The organism is Salegentibacter sp. T436 (genome assembly GCF_001932675.1).
GTDB lineage: Bacteria > Bacteroidota > Bacteroidia > Flavobacteriales > Flavobacteriaceae > Salegentibacter > Salegentibacter agarivorans.
Genome location: NZ_CP012872.1, coordinates 650203 through 675745 on the forward strand (window position 1 = coordinate 650203; position 25543 = coordinate 675745).

General features: G+C 38.1%; 18 protein-coding genes and 1 pseudogene. 12 read left to right on the forward strand and 7 right to left on the reverse strand.

Going from position 1 to position 25543, the window contains the following annotated elements; genetic code table 11:
• Window positions 1-6: 6 nt before the first annotated feature.
• On the forward strand, window positions 7-3480 hold the full coding sequence (locus AO058_RS02805) for an efflux RND transporter permease subunit (protein ID WP_075325135.1): 3474 nt from the start codon (window positions 7-9) through the stop codon (window positions 3478-3480).
• A 152-nt stretch (window positions 3481-3632) separates the two neighbouring features.
• Window positions 3633-4097: a cupin domain-containing protein gene (locus AO058_RS02810; RefSeq protein ID WP_075325136.1), complete on the forward strand. Its 465-nt coding sequence runs from the start codon at window positions 3633-3635 to the stop codon at window positions 4095-4097.
• A 111-nt stretch (window positions 4098-4208) separates the two neighbouring features.
• Here AO058_RS02810 and ltrA read toward each other — a convergent pair whose 3' ends face one another.
• The 3 genes from ltrA to AO058_RS02830 form a co-directional block, all read right to left on the reverse strand.
• The gene (ltrA, locus tag AO058_RS02815; protein ID WP_075325137.1) at window positions 4209-5501 is read right to left on the reverse strand and encodes a group II intron reverse transcriptase/maturase; all 1293 of its coding nucleotides are present in this window, start codon (window positions 5499-5501) and stop codon (window positions 4209-4211) included.
• 877 nt (window positions 5502-6378) lie between these two features.
• Window positions 6379-7911 (reverse strand): IS1182 family transposase, encoded by a 1533-nt coding sequence (locus AO058_RS02825; protein ID WP_075324881.1) that lies wholly within the window; start codon window positions 7909-7911, stop codon window positions 6379-6381.
• Window positions 7912-7999: 88 nt separating this feature from the next.
• Entirely contained in the window at window positions 8000-8359 is a 360-nt protein-coding gene (locus AO058_RS02830) for a toxin-antitoxin system YwqK family antitoxin (protein WP_075325139.1), read from the reverse strand.
• Window positions 8360-9258: 899 nt separating this feature from the next.
• Between AO058_RS02830 and aspS the strand changes: the two genes are divergently transcribed.
• The 4 genes and pseudogenes from aspS to AO058_RS02850 all read left to right on the forward strand — a co-directional run bounded on the left by aspS (window position 9259) and on the right by AO058_RS02850 (window position 13494).
• Window positions 9259-11040: an aspartate--tRNA ligase gene (aspS, locus tag AO058_RS02835; RefSeq protein ID WP_075325140.1), complete on the forward strand. Its 1782-nt coding sequence runs from the start codon at window positions 9259-9261 to the stop codon at window positions 11038-11040.
• A 118-nt stretch (window positions 11041-11158) separates the two neighbouring features.
• Window positions 11159-12950: pseudogene (locus AO058_RS02840) on the forward strand (chloride channel protein).
• A 4-nt stretch (window positions 12951-12954) separates the two neighbouring features.
• The gene (locus AO058_RS02845) at window positions 12955-13194 is read left to right on the forward strand and encodes a hypothetical protein (protein WP_075325141.1); all 240 of its coding nucleotides are present in this window, start codon (window positions 12955-12957) and stop codon (window positions 13192-13194) included.
• Window positions 13195-13299: 105 nt separating this feature from the next.
• Window positions 13300-13494, forward strand: a complete 195-nt coding sequence (locus AO058_RS02850; RefSeq protein ID WP_037318850.1) for a cold-shock protein — start codon at window positions 13300-13302, stop codon at window positions 13492-13494.
• Window positions 13495-13560: 66 nt separating this feature from the next.
• Here AO058_RS02850 and AO058_RS02855 read toward each other — a convergent pair whose 3' ends face one another.
• On the reverse strand, window positions 13561-14535 hold the full coding sequence (locus AO058_RS02855) for a helix-turn-helix transcriptional regulator (RefSeq protein ID WP_075325142.1): 975 nt from the start codon (window positions 14533-14535) through the stop codon (window positions 13561-13563).
• 114 nt (window positions 14536-14649) lie between these two features.
• On the opposite strand from AO058_RS02855, the gene AO058_RS02860 reads away from it, so the two are divergent.
• From AO058_RS02860 to AO058_RS02870, 3 genes are all read left to right on the forward strand, one after another.
• Window positions 14650-17088 (forward strand): TonB-dependent receptor, encoded by a 2439-nt coding sequence (locus AO058_RS02860; protein WP_232228881.1) that lies wholly within the window; start codon window positions 14650-14652, stop codon window positions 17086-17088.
• 21 nt (window positions 17089-17109) lie between these two features.
• The gene (locus AO058_RS02865) at window positions 17110-18453 is read left to right on the forward strand and encodes a hypothetical protein (RefSeq protein WP_075325143.1); all 1344 of its coding nucleotides are present in this window, start codon (window positions 17110-17112) and stop codon (window positions 18451-18453) included.
• A gap of 86 nt (window positions 18454-18539) precedes the next feature.
• Window positions 18540-19679, forward strand: coding sequence for a PepSY-associated TM helix domain-containing protein (locus AO058_RS02870; RefSeq protein ID WP_075325144.1), 1140 nt, complete (start codon window positions 18540-18542; stop codon window positions 19677-19679).
• A gap of 17 nt (window positions 19680-19696) precedes the next feature.
• Here the strand turns inward: AO058_RS02870 and AO058_RS02875 are convergent, their stop codons facing one another.
• Window positions 19697-20656 carry an NAD-dependent epimerase/dehydratase family protein gene (locus tag AO058_RS02875; RefSeq protein WP_075325145.1) on the reverse strand — a complete coding sequence of 320 codons (960 nt, stop codon included), beginning with the start codon at window positions 20654-20656 and terminating at the stop codon, window positions 19697-19699.
• 223 nt (window positions 20657-20879) lie between these two features.
• Here AO058_RS02875 and AO058_RS02880 point away from each other — a divergent pair, with 223 nt between their 5' ends.
• The 3 genes from AO058_RS02880 (at window position 20880) to AO058_RS02890 (ending at window position 24196) form a co-directional block, all read left to right on the forward strand.
• The gene (locus AO058_RS02880; protein WP_075325146.1) at window positions 20880-21446 is read left to right on the forward strand and encodes a hypothetical protein; all 567 of its coding nucleotides are present in this window, start codon (window positions 20880-20882) and stop codon (window positions 21444-21446) included.
• 60 nt (window positions 21447-21506) lie between these two features.
• A complete protein-coding gene (locus AO058_RS02885) occupies window positions 21507-21989 on the forward strand; it encodes a nuclear transport factor 2 family protein (protein ID WP_075325147.1) in 483 nt (160 codons plus the stop codon).
• 137 nt (window positions 21990-22126) lie between these two features.
• Window positions 22127-24196: a M13 family metallopeptidase gene (locus AO058_RS02890; RefSeq protein ID WP_075325148.1), complete on the forward strand. Its 2070-nt coding sequence runs from the start codon at window positions 22127-22129 to the stop codon at window positions 24194-24196.
• Between the two features lie 320 nt (window positions 24197-24516).
• On the opposite strand, the gene AO058_RS02895 is transcribed toward AO058_RS02890, so the two are convergent.
• Together AO058_RS02895 and AO058_RS02900 are read right to left on the reverse strand one after the other, a co-directional pair.
• Window positions 24517-24879, reverse strand: coding sequence for a YraN family protein (locus AO058_RS02895; RefSeq protein ID WP_075325149.1), 363 nt, complete (start codon window positions 24877-24879; stop codon window positions 24517-24519).
• Window positions 24880-24938: 59 nt separating this feature from the next.
• Complete coding sequence (locus tag AO058_RS02900; RefSeq protein ID WP_075325150.1) at window positions 24939-25508, reverse strand: hypothetical protein; 570 nt, start codon at window positions 25506-25508, stop codon at window positions 24939-24941.
• Between the last annotated feature and the right edge of the window lie 35 nt (window positions 25509-25543).

Genomic DNA, 25543 nt, shown 5'->3' on the forward strand with positions numbered 1-25543 from the left:
GCTGCAATGAATTTAGATAAAGAATTTAAGCTTTCGTCCTGGGCCATCAATAATAAAATGACGGTATATGTAATTATCGCCATTATTATGATTGGCGGGCTCATGTCGTACTACAATATGCCAAGGGAAACCTTTCCCGAGGTTGTGGAAACCAAAATTTATGTTAGCTCAATTAACCCCGGGAACTCTGCCGAAGACGTAGAGAAATTCATCACCGAACCGCTCGAAGAAGAGTTTAATGATGTTGCGGGAGTAAAAGAGATTTCTTCTTCTACTTTCCAGGATTACTCCCTGGTAATTGTAGAATTTGAAGAAGATGTTGAAGTAGAAAGTGCCAAAACCAAGGTAAAAGACAAGGTAGATATGGTAAAAGCCGAAACTACCTGGCCTACTTTAGATAATGGCGCAAAAGTAGAACCCAATGTGTTCGATCTTAATATTTCCGAAGAACAACCTATTCTAAACATCAACCTAACGGGAGATTACACCGTTCAGCAGTTAAAGGAATATGCCGAATACCTTCAGGAACGCATAGAATTACTTCCGCAGATAAAAGAAGCGAGTATTCGTGGTGCTGAAGAAATGGAGGTTGAAATCGCAGTAGATATCTATAAAATGACGGCTTCAAAAGTTAGTTTTTCAGATATTGTAAATGCCGTGAGTGGTGAAAATCGAACAATTTCGGGTGGAAATGTAATTACCAGCGGAGTACAGAAAAACATAAGGATTGTTGGGGAAATTGAAGATCCCAGCGAGCTCGAAAATGTTGTGGTAAAAACCGATGGTGGTAATATTTTCCTTCAGGATATTGCTAAAATTAATTTTAGGGAAAAAGATGCAACCACTTTTGCCCGGGAATATGGTGACCCGGTGGTGATGCTGGACGTTAAAAAACGTGCCGGTAAAAACATGATCGAAGCCGTAGACCAGATCAAAGAAATTGTAAAAAAAGAGCAGAAAGAATATCTGCCGGAGAGTTTACACATAAGCCTTACTAACGACCTTTCTACCAACACCCGAAGCCAGGTAGACGACCTGGTGAACAACATTATTTTTGGGGTAATTTTGGTGGTTTTGGTCTTAATGTTCTTCCTCGGGTTTAGAAACGCATTGTTTGTCGGGATTGCGATTCCTTTATCTATGTTCCTCTCCTATATTATTCTTTCCAGTATGGGATATACATTAAATACCATGGTACTTTTTGCCCTGGTCATGGGGCTTGGAATGCTTGTGGATAATGGTATTGTGGTGGTAGAAAACGTCTATACATTAATGGACGAAGGTATGCCGCGAAAACAGGCTGCAAAACAAGGTTTAGGTGAAATTGCCTGGCCAATTATTGCTTCAACCGCTACAACTTTAGCTGCTTTTTTCCCACTGGGACTCTGGCCGGGTATAATTGGTAGTTTTATGGTAATTTTCCCAATTACCTTGTCTATAGTTTTAGGTTCTTCTCTTTTTGTCGCGCTAATCATCAACTCGATGCTTACCTCCCAATTTATGAGAACCGAAGAGGAAGAATTCACAAAAAAGAGGCTTATAAAAATAAGTTCTATTCTCGCAGTATTTGGAGCACTACTCTTAATAGTAGGTTTTGTAGTAGATGCAGGGGCACTTAGAGCTTTTGGAAATATACTAATCTTAGCTGCTATTTTACTTTGGGTATATAAATATTTTATTTCCAAAGGTGTGGAGTATTTTCAATACACGGCACTAAAAAAAATGGAAAATGCGTATGAAAAAACCCTGAAATATGCGCTACGCGGAAAGAAAGCTTATCTAACGTTTTTTGGAACCTTACTCCTACTGTTCGTTTCTTTTGTATTGATTGGCCTGGTACAACCAAAGGTTTTATTCTTTCCTGAAAATGAACCAAACCAGGTTATCACTTATATTGAATATCCTCAGGGAACCGATATTCATAAAACCAACGCCCTTACCAAAGAGGTGGAGCAACGCATTTTTGACGCTATTAAGCAGTACGAAGATGAAGATGGTTACAACTTTATGGTAGAGTCAGCCATTTCTCAGGTTGGTGAAGGTGCAGGAAATCCTCAAACCGATGGTGGCCAACAAAATGAAATGCCACATAAAGCCAAGGTCACGCTTTCTATGCGTGAGTTTACCGAAAGGCGTGGTGTGAGCAGTAGCGAAGTTCTATCTGAAGTTCGGGAAGCCGTTCAGGGATTCCCCGGTGCTTCTATTGTGGTAGAAAAAGATGCTGCCGGCCCACCCACGGGTTATCCAATAAATATGGAGCTTAAAGGTGAAGATTATGAACAAATGCTCCTGGAGGCTGAAAACTTACGTTCCTACGTTAACGATCTTAGTATCGCCGGAATCGAGGAACTTAAAATAGACGTTAACAAATCTAAACCCGAATTAAGTGTAAATGTAGATCGAAGAAAAGCGGGACAGCTTGGAGTGACTACTTCGCAAGTAGGACAAACTTTAAGAAGGGCTATTTATGGCGAAGAGGTTTCTACATTCAAAGAAGGTGATGATGATTACGAAATAAACTTAAGGTTTGCTGATGAATATCGTTATGATGAAAACGTATTATTCAACCAGCCAATTACCTTTAAAGATCAGAACACGGGAGAAATAATTCAGGTGCCAATTTCTTCTTTGGTTACTACAGAATCTGCCTCTTCCTTTAGTTCTATTAAAAGAAAAGATCTGAAAAGGGTAATAACCCTCTACTCAAACGTGCTTCAGGGTTATAATGGCAACGAGATTGTGGGCCAGTTAAAAACAGCGCTTAGAAGTTATGATCTTCCAAAAGATATCACCCTGGAATTTACAGGTGAGCAGGAAGAACAGGAAGAGAACATGGCTTTTCTACTTAAAGCTTTGCTTATCGCGATGGGTGGAATCCTGCTTATTCTCGTGGCACAATTCAACTCGCTGTCTAAACCAATTATCATTGTTATGGCAGTGGTATTGAGTTTGGTGGGTGTTTTCCTTGGACTTATTATTTTCCAGATGGATTTCATTATTATTATGACGATGATGGGGATCATCTCCCTCGCGGGGATTGTGGTAAATAATGCTATTGTACTTATTGACTATACACAAATTCTTATAGACCGGAAAAAGCGCGACCTGAATTTAGATGATGATGATTTACTTACCCGTGAGCAGTATTATGACTGTATTGTGAGAGGTGGAAAATCGAGGTTGCGACCTGTATTACTTACCGCAATTACTACCGTACTTGGTTTAATTCCGTTGGCAGTAGGATTGAATATAGATTTCTTTAGTTTGTTCACAGATTACGATCCAAAAGTATTTATTGGTGGTGACAACGTGATCTTCTGGGGGCCACTGGCCTGGACGGTGATCTTTGGGTTGGTGTTTGCCACCTTCCTTACACTGGTTGTAGTTCCCGTGATGTTTTACCTGGTAAACAGAGCCAAGGTTAAAACCGCTGATAAGCGCCAGGAGCGAAAACAACGAAAACTGGAAGCAAAAGCTTAAAAACTGAAAACCCCGAAGCAGAAACTTCGGGGTTTTTACATATTTACAGGATTGCCCTTATTTCTGGTGTATTGTTTAAAAATTATCTTAAAAAGGTAAATGTACTCTTCTATTGTTTTTAGAAGCGTTTTAATCAATAAAAACAGGAAATTATGAAAATCAATAGTCAGAATTACCAATTAAAGAGTTTCGTCATTTTGATAATGTACTTTCTTTCTTGCGGAGTTTTTGCCCAGGAAACAACTGAAAATTCAGTTTCATTTACAGAAAATGATTCGAATTTGGAATGGGGTGCCTGCCCAGATTTTATGCCCGATGGGTGTAATATTGCAGTGCTACACGGAAATCCCGCTGAAAAAAATGCAGATATCTTTTTTAAAGTTCCTGCCAGTGCCAATATTCCAATGCACACCCATACGTCTCCCGAAAGGATGATTCTTGTCTCGGGCCAAATGGAAGTAACATATGAAGGAGAGAAAACGCAAACTTTAAAAGAAGGTTCGTATGCCTATGGCCCGGCTAATAAGCCTCATTCAGCAAAATGTGGCGATGCGCCGTGCGTGCTTTTTATCGCCTTTGAAGATCCTATAGATGCAATGCCGGTAGAGAAAGATTAAAAATAACTTTAGTCAAACAATCAAGTAGGGTGAAGATAATAAATATTTGAGCATTTATTATCTTCATCCCTCTTCCAGAACCGTGCATACGGGTCTCGTACACGGCTCATGTTAAATCTTATTCAGTACTGTTTGATAGTACTGATGCAAAGTATTCCCTTCAACTGTGTCCATTGCGTACAACCCTAATTCTGAGAAGTACTTATTGGGCAGGGCATAGTGTATTAAATTGGTGGAGGAGTTTCTCCATCGGGTTACCGATATCTTAAGAAAATTCCCCTTATAGCCCATACGCCTTAGTTGTCGGTGAAGAGGTTTCCAGCTTTTCCAGCTTTTCATCACCATCATTCGTAACCTTCTCCTGATCCAGCTTAAAAGATCCTGGAACAGCTTTTTGGTCAAGCCTATTCGGAAGTAATTGGCAAAACCCCTTAATAGCGGGTTCAGTTCTTTAATATAGAAAGCTATACTTTGCCCTTTAGTTCGAGGGGTTAGTAATTTTACTTTCTTTTTGAACCTCTTGATGCTTTTGTGGGATACCACTACTCCATAGGGCTTTATCACCACACCTAAATAGTGGATGCCTTCTTCAAGGTTTGTCAGACTGCTCTTGTTTTTATTCACTTCTAACCGAAGCTCTTTTTCCAGATAACTCGTGGCTTTAGCCATGTATTTTCCAGCTTGAGCTTTGGTTGGTGCAAACAACAGCACGTCATCAGCAAACCTCACCATTCGTATGCCTGAATTTTTCATATGCTGGTCGAATGCGTCCAGATAGATATTCATCAGAAGCGGTGAGATAATTCCCCCTTGTGGGCTCCCCTTCTTTGTAGGTGTGAAGCGCGCTCCATCAAGTGCGCCGGATTCTAAAAAGCTCCCTATCAGTTTAAGTATCTTTCCATCGCTTACCCGTTTGCCCACGCTTTGCACTATCAGCCGATGGTCTAGAGTATCAAAACATTTGGATAAATCCATGTCTGCTACATGATCCAGACCATAGTACCGACTAAAGCGCTCTGCTTTGGCAATGGCATGATGAGCACTTCGTTTAGGACGATACCCATAACTGGAGGGATGGAATTCGGGATCGAAGATAGGTTGCAACACATTAAGCAGCGATTGTTGTACAATGCGGTCTTTGATGGTTGGGATACCCAATCCTCTCTTGCTCCCGTCTGGTTTATCGATATAGACCCGCCTTACCGGCTGTGGCCTATATCTCCCCTCTTTCAGTTCCCTGGAGAGTTGGCACAAATTCTCCTCTAAAGCTGAACTAAAATCAGCTATACTTTGGTTATCCACTCCCTTGGCTCTGGAACCTTTGTTTTTCCTTACCTCACGGTAGGCTTGTTCCAGCCTCGGTAATGCATATACCTTGTCTATAAGACTGTACCATTTTCGCATAATGAAACTTTCTCTTCTTTGCAGTACGGTTTATTTCTTTAGGCAGAATTAGACAGATTGTTTGTTCATAAGGTATACTGTTGTCTTTAGCACTGTGGCAATCTATAACAGTAAAAGAAAATCTTACTACTCAATACTCGCGCGGATTAACAGCCAGAGTTAGCTCGTCACTCCTCTTTGCTGCAATTCCTCAGAATGTTTCAATTCCGATTGTCTTCGCTTATGGCTAATTCCTTTAAAGAACTTCCTGTACTTAATTTAACTTCGTCCCTTCGCATCCGCCACAGTTAATCTGTGACAGTCATTGCAACCGATTATGCGATTCTTGTGCAATGTCATTTGGGTTTTCTCCTCCACACTGTCACCAGTGCTTCTCAGGCCTAAATTTTCTCACTACTACGGACTCATCTGCCACCTGATTTTCCATAACAAATCCTTGTCTCTCGACTTGTTTCTGCTTAGCCTGGAAAGGCGAATAATCAGGCTTCCCCCGTTAAGCAAACATTCCTGTTAGTGAAGCCATCCGTTTTAACATATATTGCTATTCGGATTTTGGGCATCGGCACTTTTTGCAACCTTACCCCCAATATATGCCAGAATCGGTTCGATTTCTCTATGTTCCACTAACTTGCTAGGTCTTCCTTCACACCCCACCGTTGCCAGTGACGCACTTGACTTTACATTGCTCTTCCCTCCGATCAGGTGAGCGGGCTTTCTTTCAAGTCCCGGAATTGTTTGCATGCAGGGCAAACAAAAAGAGGCCGTCTAAAAAGTATTTAGATGGCCCTTTTTCTTTATAAATGTTTTGTAAGAGGAAGCGATTCTTCTTTTTGTAAATCTTCTTTCTGATAAAAAAAGGCAAAGCAGCGCCCCTTTGCTATGCGATACTGAATTTTCTTAAGTTGTGCGCCATAGCTATTAATCCTATCTCAGTAGTTACTTTATCCATTCCCCGCAACATAAACCGCTTAAAGCCCATATTTTGCTTGATATTTCCAAAGACGGCTTCAACATCCCAGCATCTTCTTTTGCGATGTGCTATTCCCTCTTCACTTAGCAGTAGGTTCCTGGCCTTTTCCTTGAGGCGAATCAGGTTGTGATTACGTTCGAGAGTCCTGTTCCCTTTGGCTTTATGACAGCTGCCTCGCAAAGGGCATCCCTTGCAGTTGGCGGCCTGATACCGATGGATTTGCTGCTTAAAACCGGTAGTGGTTTCACTCTCATAACTTCTTACCTTCTTCATCGCCTGGCCCATCGGACAATAATACGTATCGGTTTCTTTATTATAAAACAGATTGTCCGGATGAAATGGGTTTTCTCTGTGCTTTTTATCGCGTTGCTCTTTATGGAAGTAATTGTATTTCACATAGGCAGTAATTTCTTTTTCTTCTAAATCGGTATAATTCTCTTCACTGCCATAGCCGGCATCTGCGGTAAGGCTCTCAGGTGTTTGATCGTAGGAATCTATATGATCTTGCAGGTGGTCTTTTAAGGTAGTGGTATCGGCGGTGGTTTGAGCTAAAGTATAATTGGTAATGAATTGGTTGTTGGTGGAAGCCTGAAGGTTATACCCAGGTTTTAACTGCCCGTTCTGCATATAATCATCTTTCATCCGCATAAAAGTGGCATCGGGGTCGGTCTTGCTATAGCTGTTGCGTTTTCCCAGGATAGCTTCCTGCTCCTGGTATTTCTTCAGGTTCCCAGGCCAGTTCTTCCTGGCATAGTTGAGCTTTTGTTTTACTTTTTTATCGACCTCCTTATCTTTTAATGCGTCATTAATGGCATCAATGGTTTTGGCTACTTCATCCGGATCGATAGCCTCAAAATCAGGCTCATTAGGAAGCAATTGTTCCTGGTCATAAACCTTTTCCACATAAGACCATAGTTCCCGAAGCTGTTTCTTAATACGCTCTTTACTGTTCTTGATAGATTTACCCCATACAAAAGTAAAGCGATTGGCATTGGCCTCTATCTTAGTGCCATCCACAAAGAGTTCCTTTAAAGATAATACACCCTGGTCAGCCAGTAAAAGAACCACCTGGTTGAAAATATTTTTAAACTTCCCTTTTAAGCGTTTTCCTCTAAAATCATTGATGGTATTATGATCAGGTTTACTTTGACCACTGAGCCACATAAAATGAATGTTCTCCAGAAGAGCCTGTTCTATCTTACGAGAGGAATACATATTGCGCAGGTACGCATAGATGATCACCTTAAGAAGCATCCGAGGATGGTAACTGGAAGTACCACCTCCTTTGTAACTTCGCTCCAGGTCAGCGATGTCGATTTGATCAATAATCGTATTGACGATTCTAACGGGATGATTTACAGGAACCAAATCATCATAACTGGGAGGTAAAAGACTTAACTGCGACTGGTTATAGGTCTTAAATACAACTTTAGCTTTCATTACATGAAAATAATAAAAACCTCAAAATAATCCAACAAGAAAGGCTGCCTTTTCAGACAGCCTCTTGCGTTTAGGTATAAATTTTTGATTAGTTTTCAGCTAAAGTACCATCACTTTTCCAGGTATTTACCCCGGCAATCTGGTTATTATTGTAATCAACTTCAGTTAGTTTATCTGAAGACCAAAAGAACCATTTTCCGGTTTTTTCCCCTTCTGTATAGTTAGCCATACTTTGCTTTTTTCCATTGGTATCATATGCCACCCATTTTCCATGAAGTTTTCCATCCTTGTAAGTTCCTTCTTGTTTTACAGAACCATCTTCATAATAGAAAGTTCCTTTTATAAGATCTCCCTCTTTTTCAAATTTTGGTTCCGGACTTTTCTGCGCCATAGCAGCTGCTCCAAAGGTAAAAATGGCAGCCATCAATATATTTTTTATCTTTTTCATAGTCTTTTTCTTTAAACTTTACTTTACAAAAATAGCTAAATGTTTACTTTAAAGCAACAATCACGTAACATTAAATTAACATTGAAATACTAAGGAACTGATAAACAGAAAACTAAACCCCTATTTTCGGCTTAACATAGAGATATCCTAAAAGAAATTTCATTAAAAAAATCTATTTTTAGAACCGGAAAAAAACTGTAAAGGAATGGCAAATACTAAAGCTTCAGTTGGTAAAACTTCCTTTTTCGAAAGCGCTTTAATTTTTCATAATTAGTTAAAGTGTTATTTTTTGCTCAGGTTGTTACTTCAGAATAGTAACAATTATATATATTTGTAATAGTAATAACAACATTATTGCTCTAATAAAAAACCCGCCTGCTCCAACAGACGGGTCTGCAAGACTAAAGCTCCCTGATTATCCTATAAGATAAGAGCATTAATAAATAAACTGTTTCCATATTAATATTTTTTATGGAACGTTATTAAGCAATACCAAGGATCGACCCCTTGGTATTCTTTTTTCAGCTATTGATAGTCCCTTTACAATAGCACTTCAGCTAAAATACAACTACTTTATAGTCAATTTAAAATTTTGTTAAAAAAGGTTATCAAACAAAAACTGTTAATATCCTGATAGGCTTGTTGTTACAAATTTATCAACATCATAAAATTGACGAAACGGTCAAATTTTTGACTGTCTTCTAAACTTGATGGCTAAATTTTTCCCTAACCATCCTTATCCGGTATTATTTAAGTTTAAAATGGCTTAATAATTAATTTTTAAAGGCGATATTTCAAAAAAAAAAAATGCAAAGCCTCTAGCGATTTTCTCTGCCTATTTTACCGCCAAACCCACCAGAACTTCTTACTTTTGCGCTACTTAAAATTTCAGGAATATTATGTATAGAAGTCATACCTGCGGAGAATTAAATGCAGCTTCAATTGGCCAGGAAGTAAAACTTTCGGGCTGGGTTCAAAAAATAAGGGACAAAGGATTTATGGTTTGGGTAGATCTGCGCGATCGTTACGGCATTACCCAGCTTATTTTTGATGAAGAGCGCTCTTCAAAAGAACTTATGGAAAAAGCTCAAAAACTGGGGCGCGAATTTGTTATTCAGGTTAGCGGAAAAGTAATTGAGCGGGAATCTAAAAATACAAATATTCCAACTGGTGAAATTGAAGTTTTAGTTGATGAAGTTAATATTCTCAACACTTCCCTTACACCTCCCTTTACTATTGAAAATGAAACCGATGGTGGCGAAGATCTTAGAATGAAATACCGTTACCTTGATATTAGACGAAATCCGGTAAAAAACAAGCTGAAATTTCGCCATAAAGTAGGAATGGAAGTAAGAAATTATCTTTCTAACCAGGATTTTGTTGAAGTGGAAACTCCATATTTAATAAAGTCTACTCCTGAAGGTGCCCGCGATTTTGTGGTACCAAGTAGAATGAACGAAGGTCAGTTTTACGCCCTTCCCCAATCGCCACAAACTTTTAAGCAATTGCTAATGGTTGGCGGAATGGATAAATATTTCCAGATCGTAAAATGTTTTAGGGATGAAGACCTTAGAGCCGACAGGCAGCCGGAATTCACACAAATTGACTGTGAAATGGCTTTTGTTGAACAGGAAGATATTCTGAATATTTTTGAAGGTTTAACCAGGCATTTATTGAAAGAAATCAATGGCGTAGACGTTGCCGAATTTCCAAGAATGACCTACTCTGAAGCGATGAAAAAATATGGGAATGACAAACCGGACATCAGATTTGGGATGGAGTTTGCCGAATTGAACGATTTGGCCAAAAACAAAGGTTTCAACGTTTTCGATCAGCAGGAATTAGTAGTGGGAATTGCGGTTCCGGGAGCGGCTTCTTTTACCAGAAAAGAAATAGACAAATTAATATCCTGGGTTAAAAGGCCACAGGTAGGCGCCAACGGACTCGTATGGGCAAAATATAACGAAGATGGAACTTTAAAATCTTCAGTAGATAAATTTTATTCAGAAGAAGATCTAAAAACCTGGGCAGAAGCTACCTCAGCAAAACCCGGAGATCTAATATTGTTAATGGCTGGTGACGCCAATAAAACCAGAACGCAACTAAGTGCTTTAAGAATGCATTTGGGTAATGAACTTGGTCTTAGAAAAGCTGATGAATTCGCTCCACTTTGGGTTGTAGATTTCCCATTACTGGAATGGGATGAAGAAACAAATCGTTTTCACGCGATGCACCATCCTTTTACCTCACCTAAAAAAGAAGATTTTGCTTTACTGGAGACTAAACTGGGAGAAGTTCGTGCCAATGCGTACGATTTGGTTTTAAACGGAAATGAAATTGGCGGCGGTTCTATAAGAATTCACGATAAGGAAACACAGGAAAAAATGTTCGATTATCTTGGCTTTACTCCAGAAGAGGCTAAAGCACAGTTCGGCTTTTTAATGGATGCCTTTCAATATGGAGCCCCTCCTCACGGCGGTATCGCTTTTGGTTTTGATAGACTGGTGGCCATTTTAGGCGGACAGGAAAGTATCAGGGATTTTATTGCTTTCCCAAAGAACAACAATGGCCGGGATGTAATGATAGATGCACCCGCAAAACTGGATGAAGCACAACTCAAAGAACTTCATTTACAGGTAAACTACCTGGAAGAAACTTCAAAGAATAGCCAGGGGAAATAATTTTTTCAATTAAAGGCAAACGCAAGAGCATTTAAATCTCGAGTATCGAGTAAAATTATAATTGATAAAAAATCCCGGGTTCACATCGGGATTTTTTTATCTTCATAAAAATTTTTGAGTGGACAATAAAGCTACAAAATTATTAATCCGTTTTTCAGACTGGAGTAACCGGCATTTAAGTCATCAACAATTTTTGATGATTTTAAGTGCTATTATAGGTTTTACTGCTGGTTTAGGTGCAGTGGTTATAAAAAACCTTACACACTACATTCAGCGCTTACTAGAAGGAAATCTGATTATAAATTACCATCATGCTTTTTATTTTATTTTTCCACTTATAGGTTTAAGCCTTACGCTACTGGTAATTAAAGTAGTACTAAAGAAAAAGATTGGTCACGGGATTCCCTCTACGCTTTATGCAATTTCCCGCCGAAAAGGAATTATGCGTTCCTTTCAAATGTATGCCTCAATTATCACAGCTCCTTTAACAGTTGGTTTTGGAGGATCTGTGGGATTGGAAGGACCAACGGTGGCCACCGGTGCTTCCCTGGGATCTAATATTTCCCGGTTTTTTAAAATGAACCAAAGTTCACGTACATTACTTATTGGTTGCGCAGCTGCGGGCGCTATGTCGTCTATTTTTAAAGCACCTATCGCGGCGATTATCTTTGCGATCGAGGTTTTTAGCCTGGATCTCACTTTAATCTCCATGGTTCCATTGCTTATCGCTTCGGTTTCGGCTATTCTCACCTCCTATTTTTTCTTTGGTTCTGATATTATTTTGCCTGTAGATCTTCAAGACAATTTTAATATTTCTGAAGTGCCTTTTTATATTATTCTTGGTGTCCTCGCTGCCGGATGTTCTATGTATTTTACACATATTTATTTTAAGATAGGCGATGCTTTTAAAAAGATAGATTCTCTTTTCTATAGGTTATTGCTGGGTGGCCTGGGCCTTGGAATTCTTATCTATTTAATTCCACCGCTATATGGCGAAGGTTATAATGTTATAAATAACTTATTGGCTGAAGATTATTTAGAAGCTTTGGGAACCAATTTCTTTAATGATTATCTTGATAATATCTGGATTGTTATAATCCTCCTTGCTGGACTTGTAATTTTTAAAATCCTGGCTACTTCCGCTCACCTTTGGAGCCGGCGGCATTGGCGGTATTTTTGCGCCGGTATTATTTATGGGGAGCGCTATGGGGCATTGCTTTGCACTAATTATAAACAATCTGGGAATATTAAAAACCCCCATTTCGGTAAGTAGTTTTACTATGGTTGGAATGGCCGGGTTAATGGCCGGGGTTTTGCACGCGCCACTTACTGCCATTTTCCTTATTGCAGAACTCACCGGCGGTTACGAACTCTTTGTTCCCTTAATGATTACCGCGGCCATTTCTTATATGATTACCAACCAGTTTCAGCCGCACTCGGTATATACCATGGAACTCGCAAAACGTGGCGATTTGTTAACCCACAATAAAGACCAGGCTGTATTAACGCTGTTGAATATTCAGCAGATTATAGAAAAAAACTTTGTTACCCTAAATATAGATATGAATCTTGGAGATGTTATTCACGACGGCGTAATAAAATCTTCCCGAAATCTTTTTCCCGTTATCGATGAAAATCGTAAATTCCTGGGAATTATATTATTAGATGATATTAGACCGATAATGTTTGACCAGAAAATGTATGAGGAAGTAAAGGTAAGCGATGTTATGCAGCGTGCCCCTGAAATTATAGACCTTAGAAAAGACCGGCCAAAAGATATAATGACCAAATTTCAGGAAACAAACGCATGGAACCTGCCTGTGGTAGAAGATGAGGTGTACGTTGGATTTATTTCTAAATCTAAACTATTAACCGCTTACCGTCAAAAACTAATAGAAGTAACCGTTTAATGCTATGAATACTGTTTTAAAAATATTGGGCATATTAATATTAATTGCCATTGGAGTAGGATTTTATTACCGCACTTTTGAAGATGTGGTACTGGGAGACCGTATAATTGGAATTGCAGTTTTAGCAAGTGCATTTATTTTAATGCCTATTTTCCTGTATGTGAGATGGAAAGGGAAACGGCTTCAAGACTACACTCTCACTAAAGAGAACATGGATAAAATGCGAGATAAAGGACTGGATTAAGTAGCTGTTTTAGAATACTTTCAAAAGAAAATCGAAAATATTGCACTGTCTTCAATAATATTGTACTAACTTTGCGCTTTATTAATTATTTATTTTATTATTACAATGGAAGGTACAGTTAAATTTTTCAATGAATCAAAAGGATACGGATTCATTACCAACGACGAAACAGGAAGAGACATCTTCGTACACATTACTGGTTTAGATGGCGAGAGCTTGAACGAAGGTGATAAAGTTGAGTACGTTGAAGTAGAAGGTAGAAAAGGAGTTAACGCTGCGGAAGTACGCGTTATAGAATAATATATATTATCCTATTTCAAGAACTTGAAAAGTCGCTTTTATAGCGGCTTTTTTTATGCCTTAATTTTATTGATTTAAACCTTGTTTTGGAGTGTAGCCATAACATTTTTTAAAGGTGTTTATAAAGTGCGGAACGCTTTTATATCCTAAAATGCCAGCCATTTCACTTACGGTATGTTTACCTAAAAGACTTTTAGCTTTCTTCATTCGTAAGTCTATAATAAAGCTTCTAATAGTTTTACCATACATCATTTTAAAATCTTTTTTTAGCTGAAGTTCATTTAAAAGCACTTTCCTGGCCAGTACTTTAATGGTTGGCGGATTTTTAAAGTTTTCAATTAAATATGCGTGGGCGGTTCTTATTTTTTCAAGGTTTTCTTCGCTAATCCCTTTCACTACTCCATTGCACAATTCCTCCTGGCAAAAATGTAAAGAAAGAAACAATTCTTTAAGCCTTAATTCAAGATAATATTTTTTAAAATCGGTATTCCAATCGTTTTTGGTTATCTCATTTAAAATATGATATAAACTATAATCTATAGGAAAATTACAGGCTCCCCATTTTTGAAAATTACCCTTAATAATATGATTATAGAAAGAATTATCTGCTACCCAGACTTCGTTTTTTAACAATTCAAGGTAGTATTCTTTTGATAGATAAACCGCCTGGTAGTGAGTAGGTTTATTGGCAGGCATTTCTATTGTGTTTACAGTATCACAATTATAACAGCAGTTAATTCTGCCCATCCCAAGGGGTGTTTTTTCCTTGGAAGAAACCAGTTGCGAATCACCTTTTCCTAAATAAGAAATTTGAATATATTCCCCGCTTATACTAAAGATATCGGTAAGATTTTTTTTATTCTCTATAAAGGTTTCAACAATAAATAAGCCTTTTGAAAACTGAATCTTACATTTTGCCTGCAACCATGAATACGATTGGATATTTATTTCATCTTTAATGATTCCCAAATCTTTATTTCCTGAAAGATCCCGTGAAAACAAGGTTTCATTTACCTCTATTAATTTAGACTCAATATACATAATACCTTTACCGTAATTTTTATTCCCAAAACCGAAACAGGCTTAGCGCTTCAAAATATAAATTTGCCGCAAGTTATTTAAAATTAGTTTAAATAAGAATAATAAATTAAAATTGTGGTTCCAAATTTTACAATAAGCTTTATTTTACTGTTGCTGTCAGCCAGTATTCCTACCATATATGCTCAGCAAAAGGAAGCCAAAAACTTCGATATTTCTGGAATAATAGAAGATGAAAACGGGGAAGTACTAAAGGGCGCAAATATTACGGCTTCCAATCTAAATCAGAGTAAAAGCACGCAATCAGATTCCGAAGGAAAATATCAAATAAAGAATTTACAGCGTGGAGTTTTTTTACTGGAAATTCGTAAAGGTGACTTCATAGCTCATCATCAAATAGCGGTAAATCCAGAAAATCTACACCATAATATTACGATAAATACCTCAGAGAACGAATTAGATGAGGTACACCTAAGAGCAGATTCTTTCAAAACCAAAATGGAGAAAAAGGGATTTGCCCTTAATGTTGTAGAAACCGGGGAGGCCAGTATTAGAAATATTCAGACAAACGAATTACTAAACACTACGGTTGGAGTAAAAATTCGGCAAAATGGTGGTTTGGGCTCTCGTGCAGAATATAGTTTGAATGGTTTATCTGGTAGTGCCGTACGTATTTTTATAGATGGAATTCCCATTTCTACATTTGGTTCGTCCTATAACTTAAACAGTATTCCGCCATCAATGATTGAGCGAATTGAAGTCTATAAAGGCGTTGTTCCCGGCCATTTAGCTGACGATGCCCTGGGCGGCGCCATCAATATTGTACTTAATAAACAGTCTGATAAAAATATTAATGCGTCTGTATCATATGGCTCATTCAATACTTTTCAGGCTAATGTAAATGGGTTGTACAGATTTGATAATTCTGGTTTTACCGTAAAAGCTTCTGCCTTTCATAACTATTCTGACAATGATTATGAAGTTTCAGGTCGAAGTATTGTAGTAACCGGTTTAGGTGGTCAGCAAACCCCAATTACCGCTAGACGTTTTAACGACGCCTACAGGTCTACCGGAGGTACGGTACAGGTAGGATATACAGATGTAAAATGGGCCGACCAGTTTTTTGTAGGTTTTACAGGTTCTGATGACTATAAAGAAGTGCAACATGGCGCATTCATGACTATTATGCCATACGAAGGAAGATTTCTTGAGTCTGACGCTTCTCTGGCTAACTTAACTTATCAAAAAGAAGATTTATTTACGCCAGGTTTAGATGTAAACGTTACCGGATATTATGGAAAGCGAAACCGCCAGGTAAATGATACGGTGCCCTGGGCTTATAGCTGGAACGGCGAAAGAGCCATAGATTTTAGAGGCAACGAATACAAATATACCTGGGGCTCACAGCAAGAAGGCGGACCAACGCTTGCGAAAATTAACCGCAACGTGGCCTCCATTAGAACTGGTGTAGCCTACGCTATTAGCGATAACCACACAATTTTAGCGAACCACGTTTATAGCGGAATTGATAGAGAAGATAGCGATAAACTACAATCTGTATTAGAAAATACCTTTGTAGGAACACGGGATTTAAACAAAAACATACTTTCGATAACCTATGAATTAAATGCTTTTAATGACAGGTTAAAAACCAATTTATTCGGGAAATATTATCAACAGAAAAGCATAAGTGTAGATCCTGAAATTCAAAGAAATCCAGATGGAAGCAGTGAAATTGTGGATGATGTTGTAAGCAGTAATAAAAAATATGAAGGCTATGGTTTTGCAGCTTCTTACGAGCTTAGCCCCACTATTACCCTATTGGCTTCGGCCGAAAAAGCAGTACGACTGCCAAACGAAACCGAAATATTTGGTAACGATGGGGATAATGTTGTGGCCAACGCAAGCATAAATCCTGAACAAAGTAACAATTATAATTTAGGGGTAAAACTAGGCACCTTTAACTTTAAGAAGCATCAATTTAATGCTTCAACAAATCTTTTTACCAGAAATATTAAAGATAGAATTGGTTTACCTATAGAGACTTCCTTAAATGTAGATGAAGAGTTAATTGTTTATGTAAACCAGGGTAGCGGTACTTCAAAAGGAATTGACGCACAGTTGGGTTATACCTATAATAATAATTTCGGACTTAATTTTAATATATCCCGATTCGATTTAAAAATTGAAAACCGTGGCGTAGAAATAGACGTCCCCAACACTCCATTTTTTACCATGAATGGAAACTTACGCTATTCAATTAAAAATTTAATTCAGAAAAACTCCATGCTAAACCTATTCTACACCATGTACTTTACCGATGAATTTTCATATCTGGTTCCGCAGGGTTCAAATACGGTAGGAGACGATTTCTTTAAAGTACCTCAGCAATTAGCGCAGGATCTTGGACTTAGCTACACCTTCCCCAACCAAAATTTTGTCATGAGTTTTGATGTAAAAAACATCTTTAACAAACCTGTTTACGACAATTTATCGGTGCAAAAACCGGGAAGAGCCTTTTACTTAAAATTAAATTATTCAATCAATAAATTTTAACCAATTATAAAAGATAATAATATGAAACGTAATTTTTTCAGCATTAAAACTTTTGCAACAATAGCAATGGCAACAGGCTTACTGGCTTCTTGTAGTAGCGATGACTCTCCTATAGACCCAGGACAGGAACCAGGTGAAAATGAAGACGGTAGATGGATTACCGTTGCCGCAGCCAGAATGGGAGAAAACCCTGGAGACGGTAATGGAGGCACACTAATCTACTCCATAAGTAGTGAAGACGCTAAAGACCCAAACGTATCTATAGAACCTTTTGATAACGGATTTATAGTACCTTCTAACAGAACTGCAAGGTTGCAATCTTCTGAAGACGGCAGCACAATATTTAATATTAGCTATGCCGGCGATACTGGAGGAAACTACACGAAATACAATGTAAATGGAGGTCAAAATTTTGAACAAACCGGAAGCGAAATTAGCATTGCTCCTTATGTAGGTTCTGCTCCAAGATGGATTAAATTATTTGACGGAGATCAAACAGGAGCTGCTGTATATGTAGATACCGAGCACCAGTTTGATGATGAGGATAATTATCTTCGTACCCAAGCTACTATGGGGATTGTCACCTTAGATTTACAGAATTCGGTAATAAAAGAGTTTAAAGAATCAAGTCTTCAACTAAGTGAAGAGTTGGAAGCACAAGGATATTATATTGGCAGAATTGATATGCCAACCTTAAATGCTACCGGAGATAAATTATACATTGGCGCTCGTATAAGTAAAGTAGACCCGGAAACCGGAGAAACAGATAGAAATGGTGAAGTTTTAGGTTCTAAAACCATTGTTTTAGACTACCCTTCTTTAGAAAACCCAACTATTATTACTTCTGAAGTTGGAAAGGGAAATACCAACGGTTACCGAAGCATTAATGCATTTTTGGTAAACGGAAGTGTTTACCAGGCAAACCAGGGAGATCCAAACGGTTCCCATATCTTAAAAATAGGTGCTAATAACCAGTATGATGATTCATACGTATTTAATTTAGATGAAGCATTAGGAGTGGAAGATGCCTATATTCTTGCCTGGAGACCTACCGCAAGCGGAAAAGCGGTTGTAGCTTATCGTCACGCAGGTTCTGCTGAAGGTGTAGCTGGAGCCCAGGGATATTTTGCGCTGGTAGATTTAGAAGCAAAAACTGCACAAAAAATAAATGAAATCCCATATAGCGAAGATTTCTACCTATTCCAATACCAGGGATTTGTAGTAGATGGAGATGAAGTTTATGTAACCGAAGCTCCCGTAGGAGAAAACGGAAATATTTATGTAATAGACACGCAAACCGGTGAGGTAACTAAAGGAGCCGAGCTGGTAAATGTAGAAGGAAGCCACTTTATAGGAGTTTTTTAGCCCTAAAAATATTTGAATTTGCCAAAAAGGGCTGACCGGAAATTCTTTTTCCGGTCAGTCTTATTTTAAGTTTTATACCAGAATCCATGACAAAGAAGAAGCAAAAAAAGAAAAAATATACGTTTAGAAAATTACTGAACGATCTGCATTTATGGTTAGGGCTTGGCAGCGGGATTATCCTTTTCTTAGTTTGCCTAAGCGGAACTATCTTAACCTTCCAAACCGAAATAAAATCGCTTTTTGCTGAAGAATTAAAAGTAGACCCGCAACAAGGTAAACTAATTGCTATAGAAAATTTGCAGCAAAACCTTGAAAAAGAAGGAGCGGTTACCGGGCTTACGTTACCCAAAAACCCCAATAAAGCTTATGAATTCAAGGTGAAAACTTCGCCGGAAGATAGACGCGGCACTACTTTTTATGTAAATCAATATACCGGCGATTATCAGCAACTAGGTGAAAATCCTGCAGATGAATTCTTCTTCACAATGTTTAGAATGCATCGCTGGTTGTTATTCGATTCTGCTATTGGTAGACCTATCGTGGGAATTGCAACCATTATCTTTTTATTTCTATCTATAAGTGGAGTTGTACTTTGGTTTCCGAAGAAAAAAATAAAGTGGAAAACCCTAAAACCGGGCTTTAAAATTAAATGGTCTGCAAACTGGAAAAGGATTAACCATGATTTGCATAATACCCTTGGTTTCTATTCCTGCCTATTATTAATTGTAATGACGTTAACCGGATTATTCTGGTCTTTTGATTGGTATAAAGACCTCGGCAGTCAGGTTCTGGGAACCCAGGTTTTTGGTGGCCGCGGCGGACCAAAAATTGCTTCAGAAACTAATCCAGATTCTAAAACGCTGGAGCTTGCTGAAATCATTAATATTTCAAATCAAAATCTGGATTATCCCGGGGAGACATCTATTTCATTTCCACAGGACGAAAATGGTATTTTTTCCATTAGAAAATATGAAGCTGGCAACTGGTCGCCCAATACTTACGATATGCTGGTGATAGACCGTGACGGTAAAATTCTCAAAAAAGAGCTTTTTTCAGAAAAACCAGCAAATGTTCAGGTAGCTTCTTTAATAAAACCAATTCACACAGGAGAAATATTCGGGACTTTTTCAAAAATCCTTTATTTCCTGGCCTGCTTAATCGCCACGAGTTTACCAATTACCGGAACCATAATCTGGCTTAATAAAATGAAGAAAAAGAAAAAATAATCTCGATTATCACGTATTTATTTGGCGGTTTTCAGTTGTTCAGAAACTCCGGCAAGCATTTCCTTAACTAGGCTTTGCATGTCAAAATCGTGTTTCCATTGCCAGTCTTTTCTGGCTTCAGAATCATCTATGCTAGATGGCCAGGAATCGGCTATTTTTTGTCTAAAATCTGGGTCGTAGGAGATCTTGAAGTCAGGAATTTCCTTCTGAATAGCCTCGGCAAGAACCTTTGGGGTAAAACTCAAGGCCGAAAGATTATAAGAAGATCGCACCTTTATTTTTTCTGAAGGAGCTTCCATAATATCTACGGTAGCTTTAATCGCATCGTCCATATACATCATGGGCAGACCGGTATCTTCAGCTAAAAATGAAGTGTAGGCTTTATTCTTAAGGGCTTCGTGAAAAATTTCTATCGCATAATCTGTAGTTCCACCACCGGGAAGGGTTTTATAGCTTATAATGCCGGGATAACGCAAACTTCTTACATCTACGCCATATTTATCGTGAGAATATTCGCACCATCTTTCGCCGGTTTGCTTACTAATCCCGTAAACCGTAGAAGGTTCCATAATAGTAGTTTGTGGGGTATCGTTTTTAGGAGTTGTAGGGCCAAAAACTGCAATACTGGAAGGCCAAAAGACTTTCTCAATCTTTTTATCTTTAGCAAAATTCAAAATATGAAAAAGGGAATCCATATTAAGATTCCAGGCTTTCATTGGCGCTTTTTCGGCAGTTGCACTAAGCATCGCGGCCATAAGGTAAACCTCGGAGATTTCGTATTTATCAATAATGGTTTCAATTAATGGAGCATCAGTAGCATCGGCAATTTCAAAAGGCCCGGAATTCATTAATTCCTCATTTCCTTCCCTAATATCACTAGCCACTACCCGATCGTTTCCGTAGAGATCACGTAATTTCAGCGTTAACTCGGTTCCAATTTGCCCGCAAGCACCAATAATTAAAATTTTCCCGGCCATTGTATTGATTTTTCCGCAAATATATTTATTTAGATAGAGGTTTTCGCAATGAAACAGCCGAAACCTTTACTTTTTTTTAGAAATCTTTTATTGAAGGAAGGGTTTCGATACTTCTTCAATTAACAAAGTGAAATTAAAGAAAATTTCAAAGCTGAACAGAGGTAATAAATACTTCCTTTTGTAATTATTTAAATTGGAAATTTTTAGGTTAACTTTGTTAGGTATGAAAAAACTGGTTTTAATATTATCTATTTTACTCTGCTTTGCCTGCAATGAAAAATCTCAGACCGATGATAGTAATGGCAGTCAATTAGATTCAATTACCTTAAACCAACCTTTAGAAACTACTAAGGAAGAAGTAATATTACTTCCTGAAGCACGAAAACATGCTATAAATTGGTTGGCGTATATCGCTGCCCAAAATGAAGTTGACCAATTAAGAAATTATAATCTACAACAAACCATAGAAAGCTCAAAACCAATCTCCCAGGTTATGGAATCGTTAAACACAAGCATTCCCGATTCTCTGAGCTCCAACGCGGTTAGGGCCCGCGCCAACGTTTTAACCACTAAAGCAAAAGTCCTGGAACAATTATCTCACCGCCGGCAATTAGATGCCGGTGCTATTACAGAAGTTGCCCGGGAAATCCCTGAAGAATTCAATAATTTTAAGATTCAGCTTAATGAGCTTTTCCTAAAAACCCTGGAAGATTTTGAAGATGAGCTGGACGAATTTAAAGCCGAAAGAGATACCATTTCTATAGATTCCCTTCCCCAGGCCAAATTGTAGTAGTCGTTTTTCTAATCCTGAGTGCAGAAAAATTGATATCTTCAATAAAAATTCTTCAAAATGAAAAAAATTATCGCACTGCTTTTTTTGTTTTTCAGTTTAAATATTGCAGCCCAGGAAAAATCTAAAATAGATAAGGTTTTAACCCAATGGCACCAAGCAGCCGCTGATGGTAACTTTGATAAATACTTCAGCTTAATTACCAAAGATGGGGTTTTTATAGGCACCGATGCCACCGAGAACTGGCAGAATGATGATTTTCGTGAATTTTCAAAACCTTATTTTGATCAGGGTCAGGCCTGGAATTTCACCACTTTAGAACGAAATATTTATAACGATGAAAACAGTAAAACCGCATGGTTTGATGAACTTCTTGACACGCAAATGGGAATTTGTCGTGGCTCTGGCGTGCTTCTAAAAACTAAAGATGGCTGGAAAATTACTCATTATGTACTTTCTGTTACTATACCCAACGAAAATGTGGAAGAAGTAACCCAATTAAAAAAGGAATTCGATCAAAATTTGATAAATCAAATTGATTAAACCTTCAGGTAAATCCAGCTTTTCCAGGATTAGTTTTTGCGAAAAATTCAATCAATTTTATACTTTGAATAATCCTCAGCTAAATATGCTACTTTTTAGTACTTTAGCGCGAGAATTCATAATAATTTAAACCACATATGAAAAAAATAAGTAATGTGCTCTTTTTATCGATTTTGGGAGCTGCAACCCTAACAAGTTGTCAAAACGATGATAAAGAAAGTAAAGAAAAAGAAGAGGTTCGCGGTATTAACCTTGCCTATATGGACACCACCGTAAGCGCTCAGGAAGATTTCTTTAGATACGTAAACGGAAAATGGGTAGATTCTACCGAGATCCCTTCAGACCAGACTACTTGGGGAAGTTTTATGGAATTGCGTGAGCGTACCGATGAGGATGCGATGGCTATTTTAGAAGGCGCTTCTGCTAACGATAGTTTAGACCCGTCTAGTGACCAGGCTAAAGCCGTTTACCTTTACAAAACAATTATGGATACCGTTGCCCGAAATGAAAAAGGCGTGGAACCGGTAAAACCATATTTGGCAAAAGTAGATGCTATTGAAAATAAGGAAGACCTCCAGGAATTTCTTACCGAAATGCAACAATATGGTGGCGCCGGATTTTTCTCTTTTGGGGTTCGTGCCGATGCTAAAAACAGTAATATGAATGCTGCTTACCTTTATCCTGCAGGATTGGGTTTACCAGATCGTGATTACTACGTAGCAGACGATTCAGATTCCAAAGAAAAAAGGGAAAAATATAAAGAGCATATTACCAGAATGCTTCAGTATATAGACTATTCTAAAGATGAAGCTGCAGATGCAGCCGAGCGTATTCTTGCTTTTGAAACCAGCCTTGCAGAACCTCAACTTGACAAAGTAGAGCGTCGTGATGCCCGTAACACTTATAACCCTAAAACTGTAGCCGAACTTAAAAATATGGTTTCAGCGATAGACTGGGATTCTTATTTTGAAGAAATTGGTGCTACAGATCTTGATACCATAATCGTTTCTCAACCAAACTATATGGAATCCCTTCAGGATGTTTTTGCTGGAAATTCTGTTAATGATTGGAAAGATTATCTAAAATGGAGCATTTTTAATGATGCGGCCAGCACACTTTCTACAGATATTGAAACTGCAAATTGGGAGTTTTACAGCAAAACCCTACAAGGTGCACAAGAACAACGCCCAAGAAAAGAACGTGCTTTACAAACTGTAAACGGTACTCTGGGAGAAGCACTTGGTAAATTATATGTAGACGAACATTTCCCTGCTGAAGCTAAAGAAAAAGCTCAGGAAATGATTTCAAATCTTATTAAAGCTTACGAAAACAGGATAGACAACCTTAGCTGGATGGGCGAAGAAACCAAGAAAAAAGCCAAGGAAAAGCTAGGAACCACCACTATTAAAGTTGGTTATCCAGACGAATGGAAAGACTACAGCGATCTAGAAATAGTAAATGTTGAAAACGGTGGGTCTTATTTCCAGAATATGATGAATACCAGCAAATGGAGAGTTGCCGATAATATGGCAGACCTTGGACAACCGGTAGACAAAACCGAATGGTTTATGCCACCACAAACCGTTAACGCCTATTACAACCCAAGCTATAACGAAATTGTATTCCCTGCAGCTATTCTTCAGCCACCTTTTTATGATTATAAAGCTGATGCTGCTGTAAATTACGGCGGAATTGGAGCTGTAATTGGTCACGAAATCTCTCACGGCTTTGATGATAGCGGTTCTCGTTTTGATGCCGAAGGAAACCTTAATAACTGGTGGACAGACGAAGATCTTAAACAGTTTGAAGCTCTTGGAAAAGATCTTGCAGACCAATACAGCAATATTGAAGTTTTAGACAGTGTTTTCATCAACGGTCAATTTACTTTAGGTGAAAATATTGGTGATCTTGGTGGCGTTAACGCTGCTTATGACGGGTTACAAATTCATTTAGAAGAACACGGAGATCCCGGAAAAATAGATGGATTTACTCCAGATGAACGTTTCTTTATGTCCTGGGCTACTGTTTGGAGAACAAAAATGCGTGACGAAGCCTTGAAAAACAGAATCAAGACCGATCCTCATTCTCCTGGAATGTACAGAGCTTATGTACCGCTTCAGAACATTGATGCATTTTATACCACTTTTGATATTAAAGAAGGTGATAAAATGTATGTTGCCCCAGAAGATCGAGTGAAGATCTGGTAATAAATTTCTTAGGAAGTATTTTAATAAAAGTATAGACCTCACAGTCCCGATCGCCATTGGGACAGTGAGGTTTTTCTTTACCAAAAAGTAGACCTCACAGGTATTGTAGACCTGTGAGGTCTTTTTATTTTATCGTCATCCTGAATTTATTTCAGAGCCTGCCCCGATTTTTGATCGGGGATCTAAGATGTTGATATTCAAATCAAGTTAGAAGCTGAAACAAGTTCAGCTTGACGAATTTAGAACTTTTTAGACAGTTTTTTTATAACCACTAGTCACTGAAACAATGCGGTTAGAATAAAGTTTTTTCCAGAAGTTTTTCACTCAAAATGTAAAAAAGCATCTTCAAGATGTTCTACTTGTATTCCGGCTTTGTTCTTTATTATCGCAATAATATCAAAACGGGTTTCAAGGTTTAATTGATTGTCATTCAAAAAAAAATCGGCAGCCTTTACAAGCTGCCGAATTTGTTTAGGCTTTACAAAACTTTGTGGGTCCCCAAAATCGGGTGTGCTTCTTGTTTTAACTTCTACTACTACCAAAGTGCTATGCTTCCGGGCTAAAATGTCTATTTCCGCTTTGTTATAAACATAATTTTGAGCCAGAATTTCATAACCTTGTTTTAAAAGGTACTCTAAAGCGAGGCGTTCACCCAATTCCCCCAAAGCGTTATGCTGAGCCATAAAGTGAATTTAGGATTTATTCCAGGTTTCTATACTTGGGGATTTCCCGTAAAAAATAACTAATTCACTAGCATTATACTGGCAACTTTTAAATCTAAACTTTCAATTTCCTCTTTACTGGCTTCGATTATGCGATCACCATAAAACTTATTGGCTACTTCTTCTTTGGGTGCCAGGAACACTCTTAAATTAGAATTTTCCAGTTTCCCGTTATTCCACATAACCGCACCTCCATAGTCCCATCCAAATCCGTAGAAAGAGATCTCCTTTTCATTAAGCTTATTCAAAGCTTCATACATGGTTCCTATTTCAATGCCCTCTGTAGATTTCCATTTTCCATTTTCAGAAAACCGAATATCAAAAATTTCTTTACGATCTTCAGTTTTCCAGGTAATATGCAATTCATCGGGCGTATCGGGATACATTACGGTATAGGCCCGCTCTACTGTTCCTTCTTCAAACATGCCGGTATCTTCAAGAAAATCTGCTTCAGGATAATTTGCCTTCAATTCCTCAGCATTATAATTTGTAAGGTTTTCAACCACAAATTTATCTTTAGACATTTTGCTATTAGAACTTCCACAGGCTGCAAGACTAAGTACAATAATTATTAAGCTTAATTTTTTCATTGGTTAATTTTTATCGATTTAAAACTTTTGGTATT

Coding starts and splice junctions, on each gene's coding strand:
- AO058_RS02805 (WP_075325135.1), top strand. CDS start 7: ATGAATTTAGATAAAGAATTTAAGCTTTCGTCCTGGGCCATCAATAAT.
- AO058_RS02810 (WP_075325136.1), top strand. CDS start 3,633: ATGAAAATCAATAGTCAGAATTACCAATTAAAGAGTTTCGTCATTTTG.
- ltrA (WP_075325137.1), bottom strand. CDS start 5,501: ATGCGAAAATGGTACAGTCTTATAGACAAGGTATATGCATTACCGAGG.
- AO058_RS02825 (WP_075324881.1), bottom strand. CDS start 7,911: ATGAAAGCTAAAGTTGTATTTAAGACCTATAACCAGTCGCAGTTAAGT.
- AO058_RS02830 (WP_075325139.1), bottom strand. CDS start 8,359: ATGAAAAAGATAAAAAATATATTGATGGCTGCCATTTTTACCTTTGGA.
- aspS (WP_075325140.1), top strand. CDS start 9,259: ATGTATAGAAGTCATACCTGCGGAGAATTAAATGCAGCTTCAATTGGC.
- AO058_RS02845 (WP_075325141.1), top strand. CDS start 12,955: ATGAATACTGTTTTAAAAATATTGGGCATATTAATATTAATTGCCATT.
- AO058_RS02850 (WP_037318850.1), top strand. CDS start 13,300: ATGGAAGGTACAGTTAAATTTTTCAATGAATCAAAAGGATACGGATTC.
- AO058_RS02855 (WP_075325142.1), bottom strand. CDS start 14,535: ATGTATATTGAGTCTAAATTAATAGAGGTAAATGAAACCTTGTTTTCA.
- AO058_RS02865 (WP_075325143.1), top strand. CDS start 17,110: ATGAAACGTAATTTTTTCAGCATTAAAACTTTTGCAACAATAGCAATG.
- AO058_RS02870 (WP_075325144.1), top strand. CDS start 18,540: ATGACAAAGAAGAAGCAAAAAAAGAAAAAATATACGTTTAGAAAATTA.
- AO058_RS02875 (WP_075325145.1), bottom strand. CDS start 20,656: ATGGCCGGGAAAATTTTAATTATTGGTGCTTGCGGGCAAATTGGAACC.
- AO058_RS02880 (WP_075325146.1), top strand. CDS start 20,880: ATGAAAAAACTGGTTTTAATATTATCTATTTTACTCTGCTTTGCCTGC.
- AO058_RS02885 (WP_075325147.1), top strand. CDS start 21,507: ATGAAAAAAATTATCGCACTGCTTTTTTTGTTTTTCAGTTTAAATATT.
- AO058_RS02890 (WP_075325148.1), top strand. CDS start 22,127: ATGAAAAAAATAAGTAATGTGCTCTTTTTATCGATTTTGGGAGCTGCA.
- AO058_RS02895 (WP_075325149.1), bottom strand. CDS start 24,879: ATGGCTCAGCATAACGCTTTGGGGGAATTGGGTGAACGCCTCGCTTTA.
- AO058_RS02900 (WP_075325150.1), bottom strand. CDS start 25,508: ATGAAAAAATTAAGCTTAATAATTATTGTACTTAGTCTTGCAGCCTGT.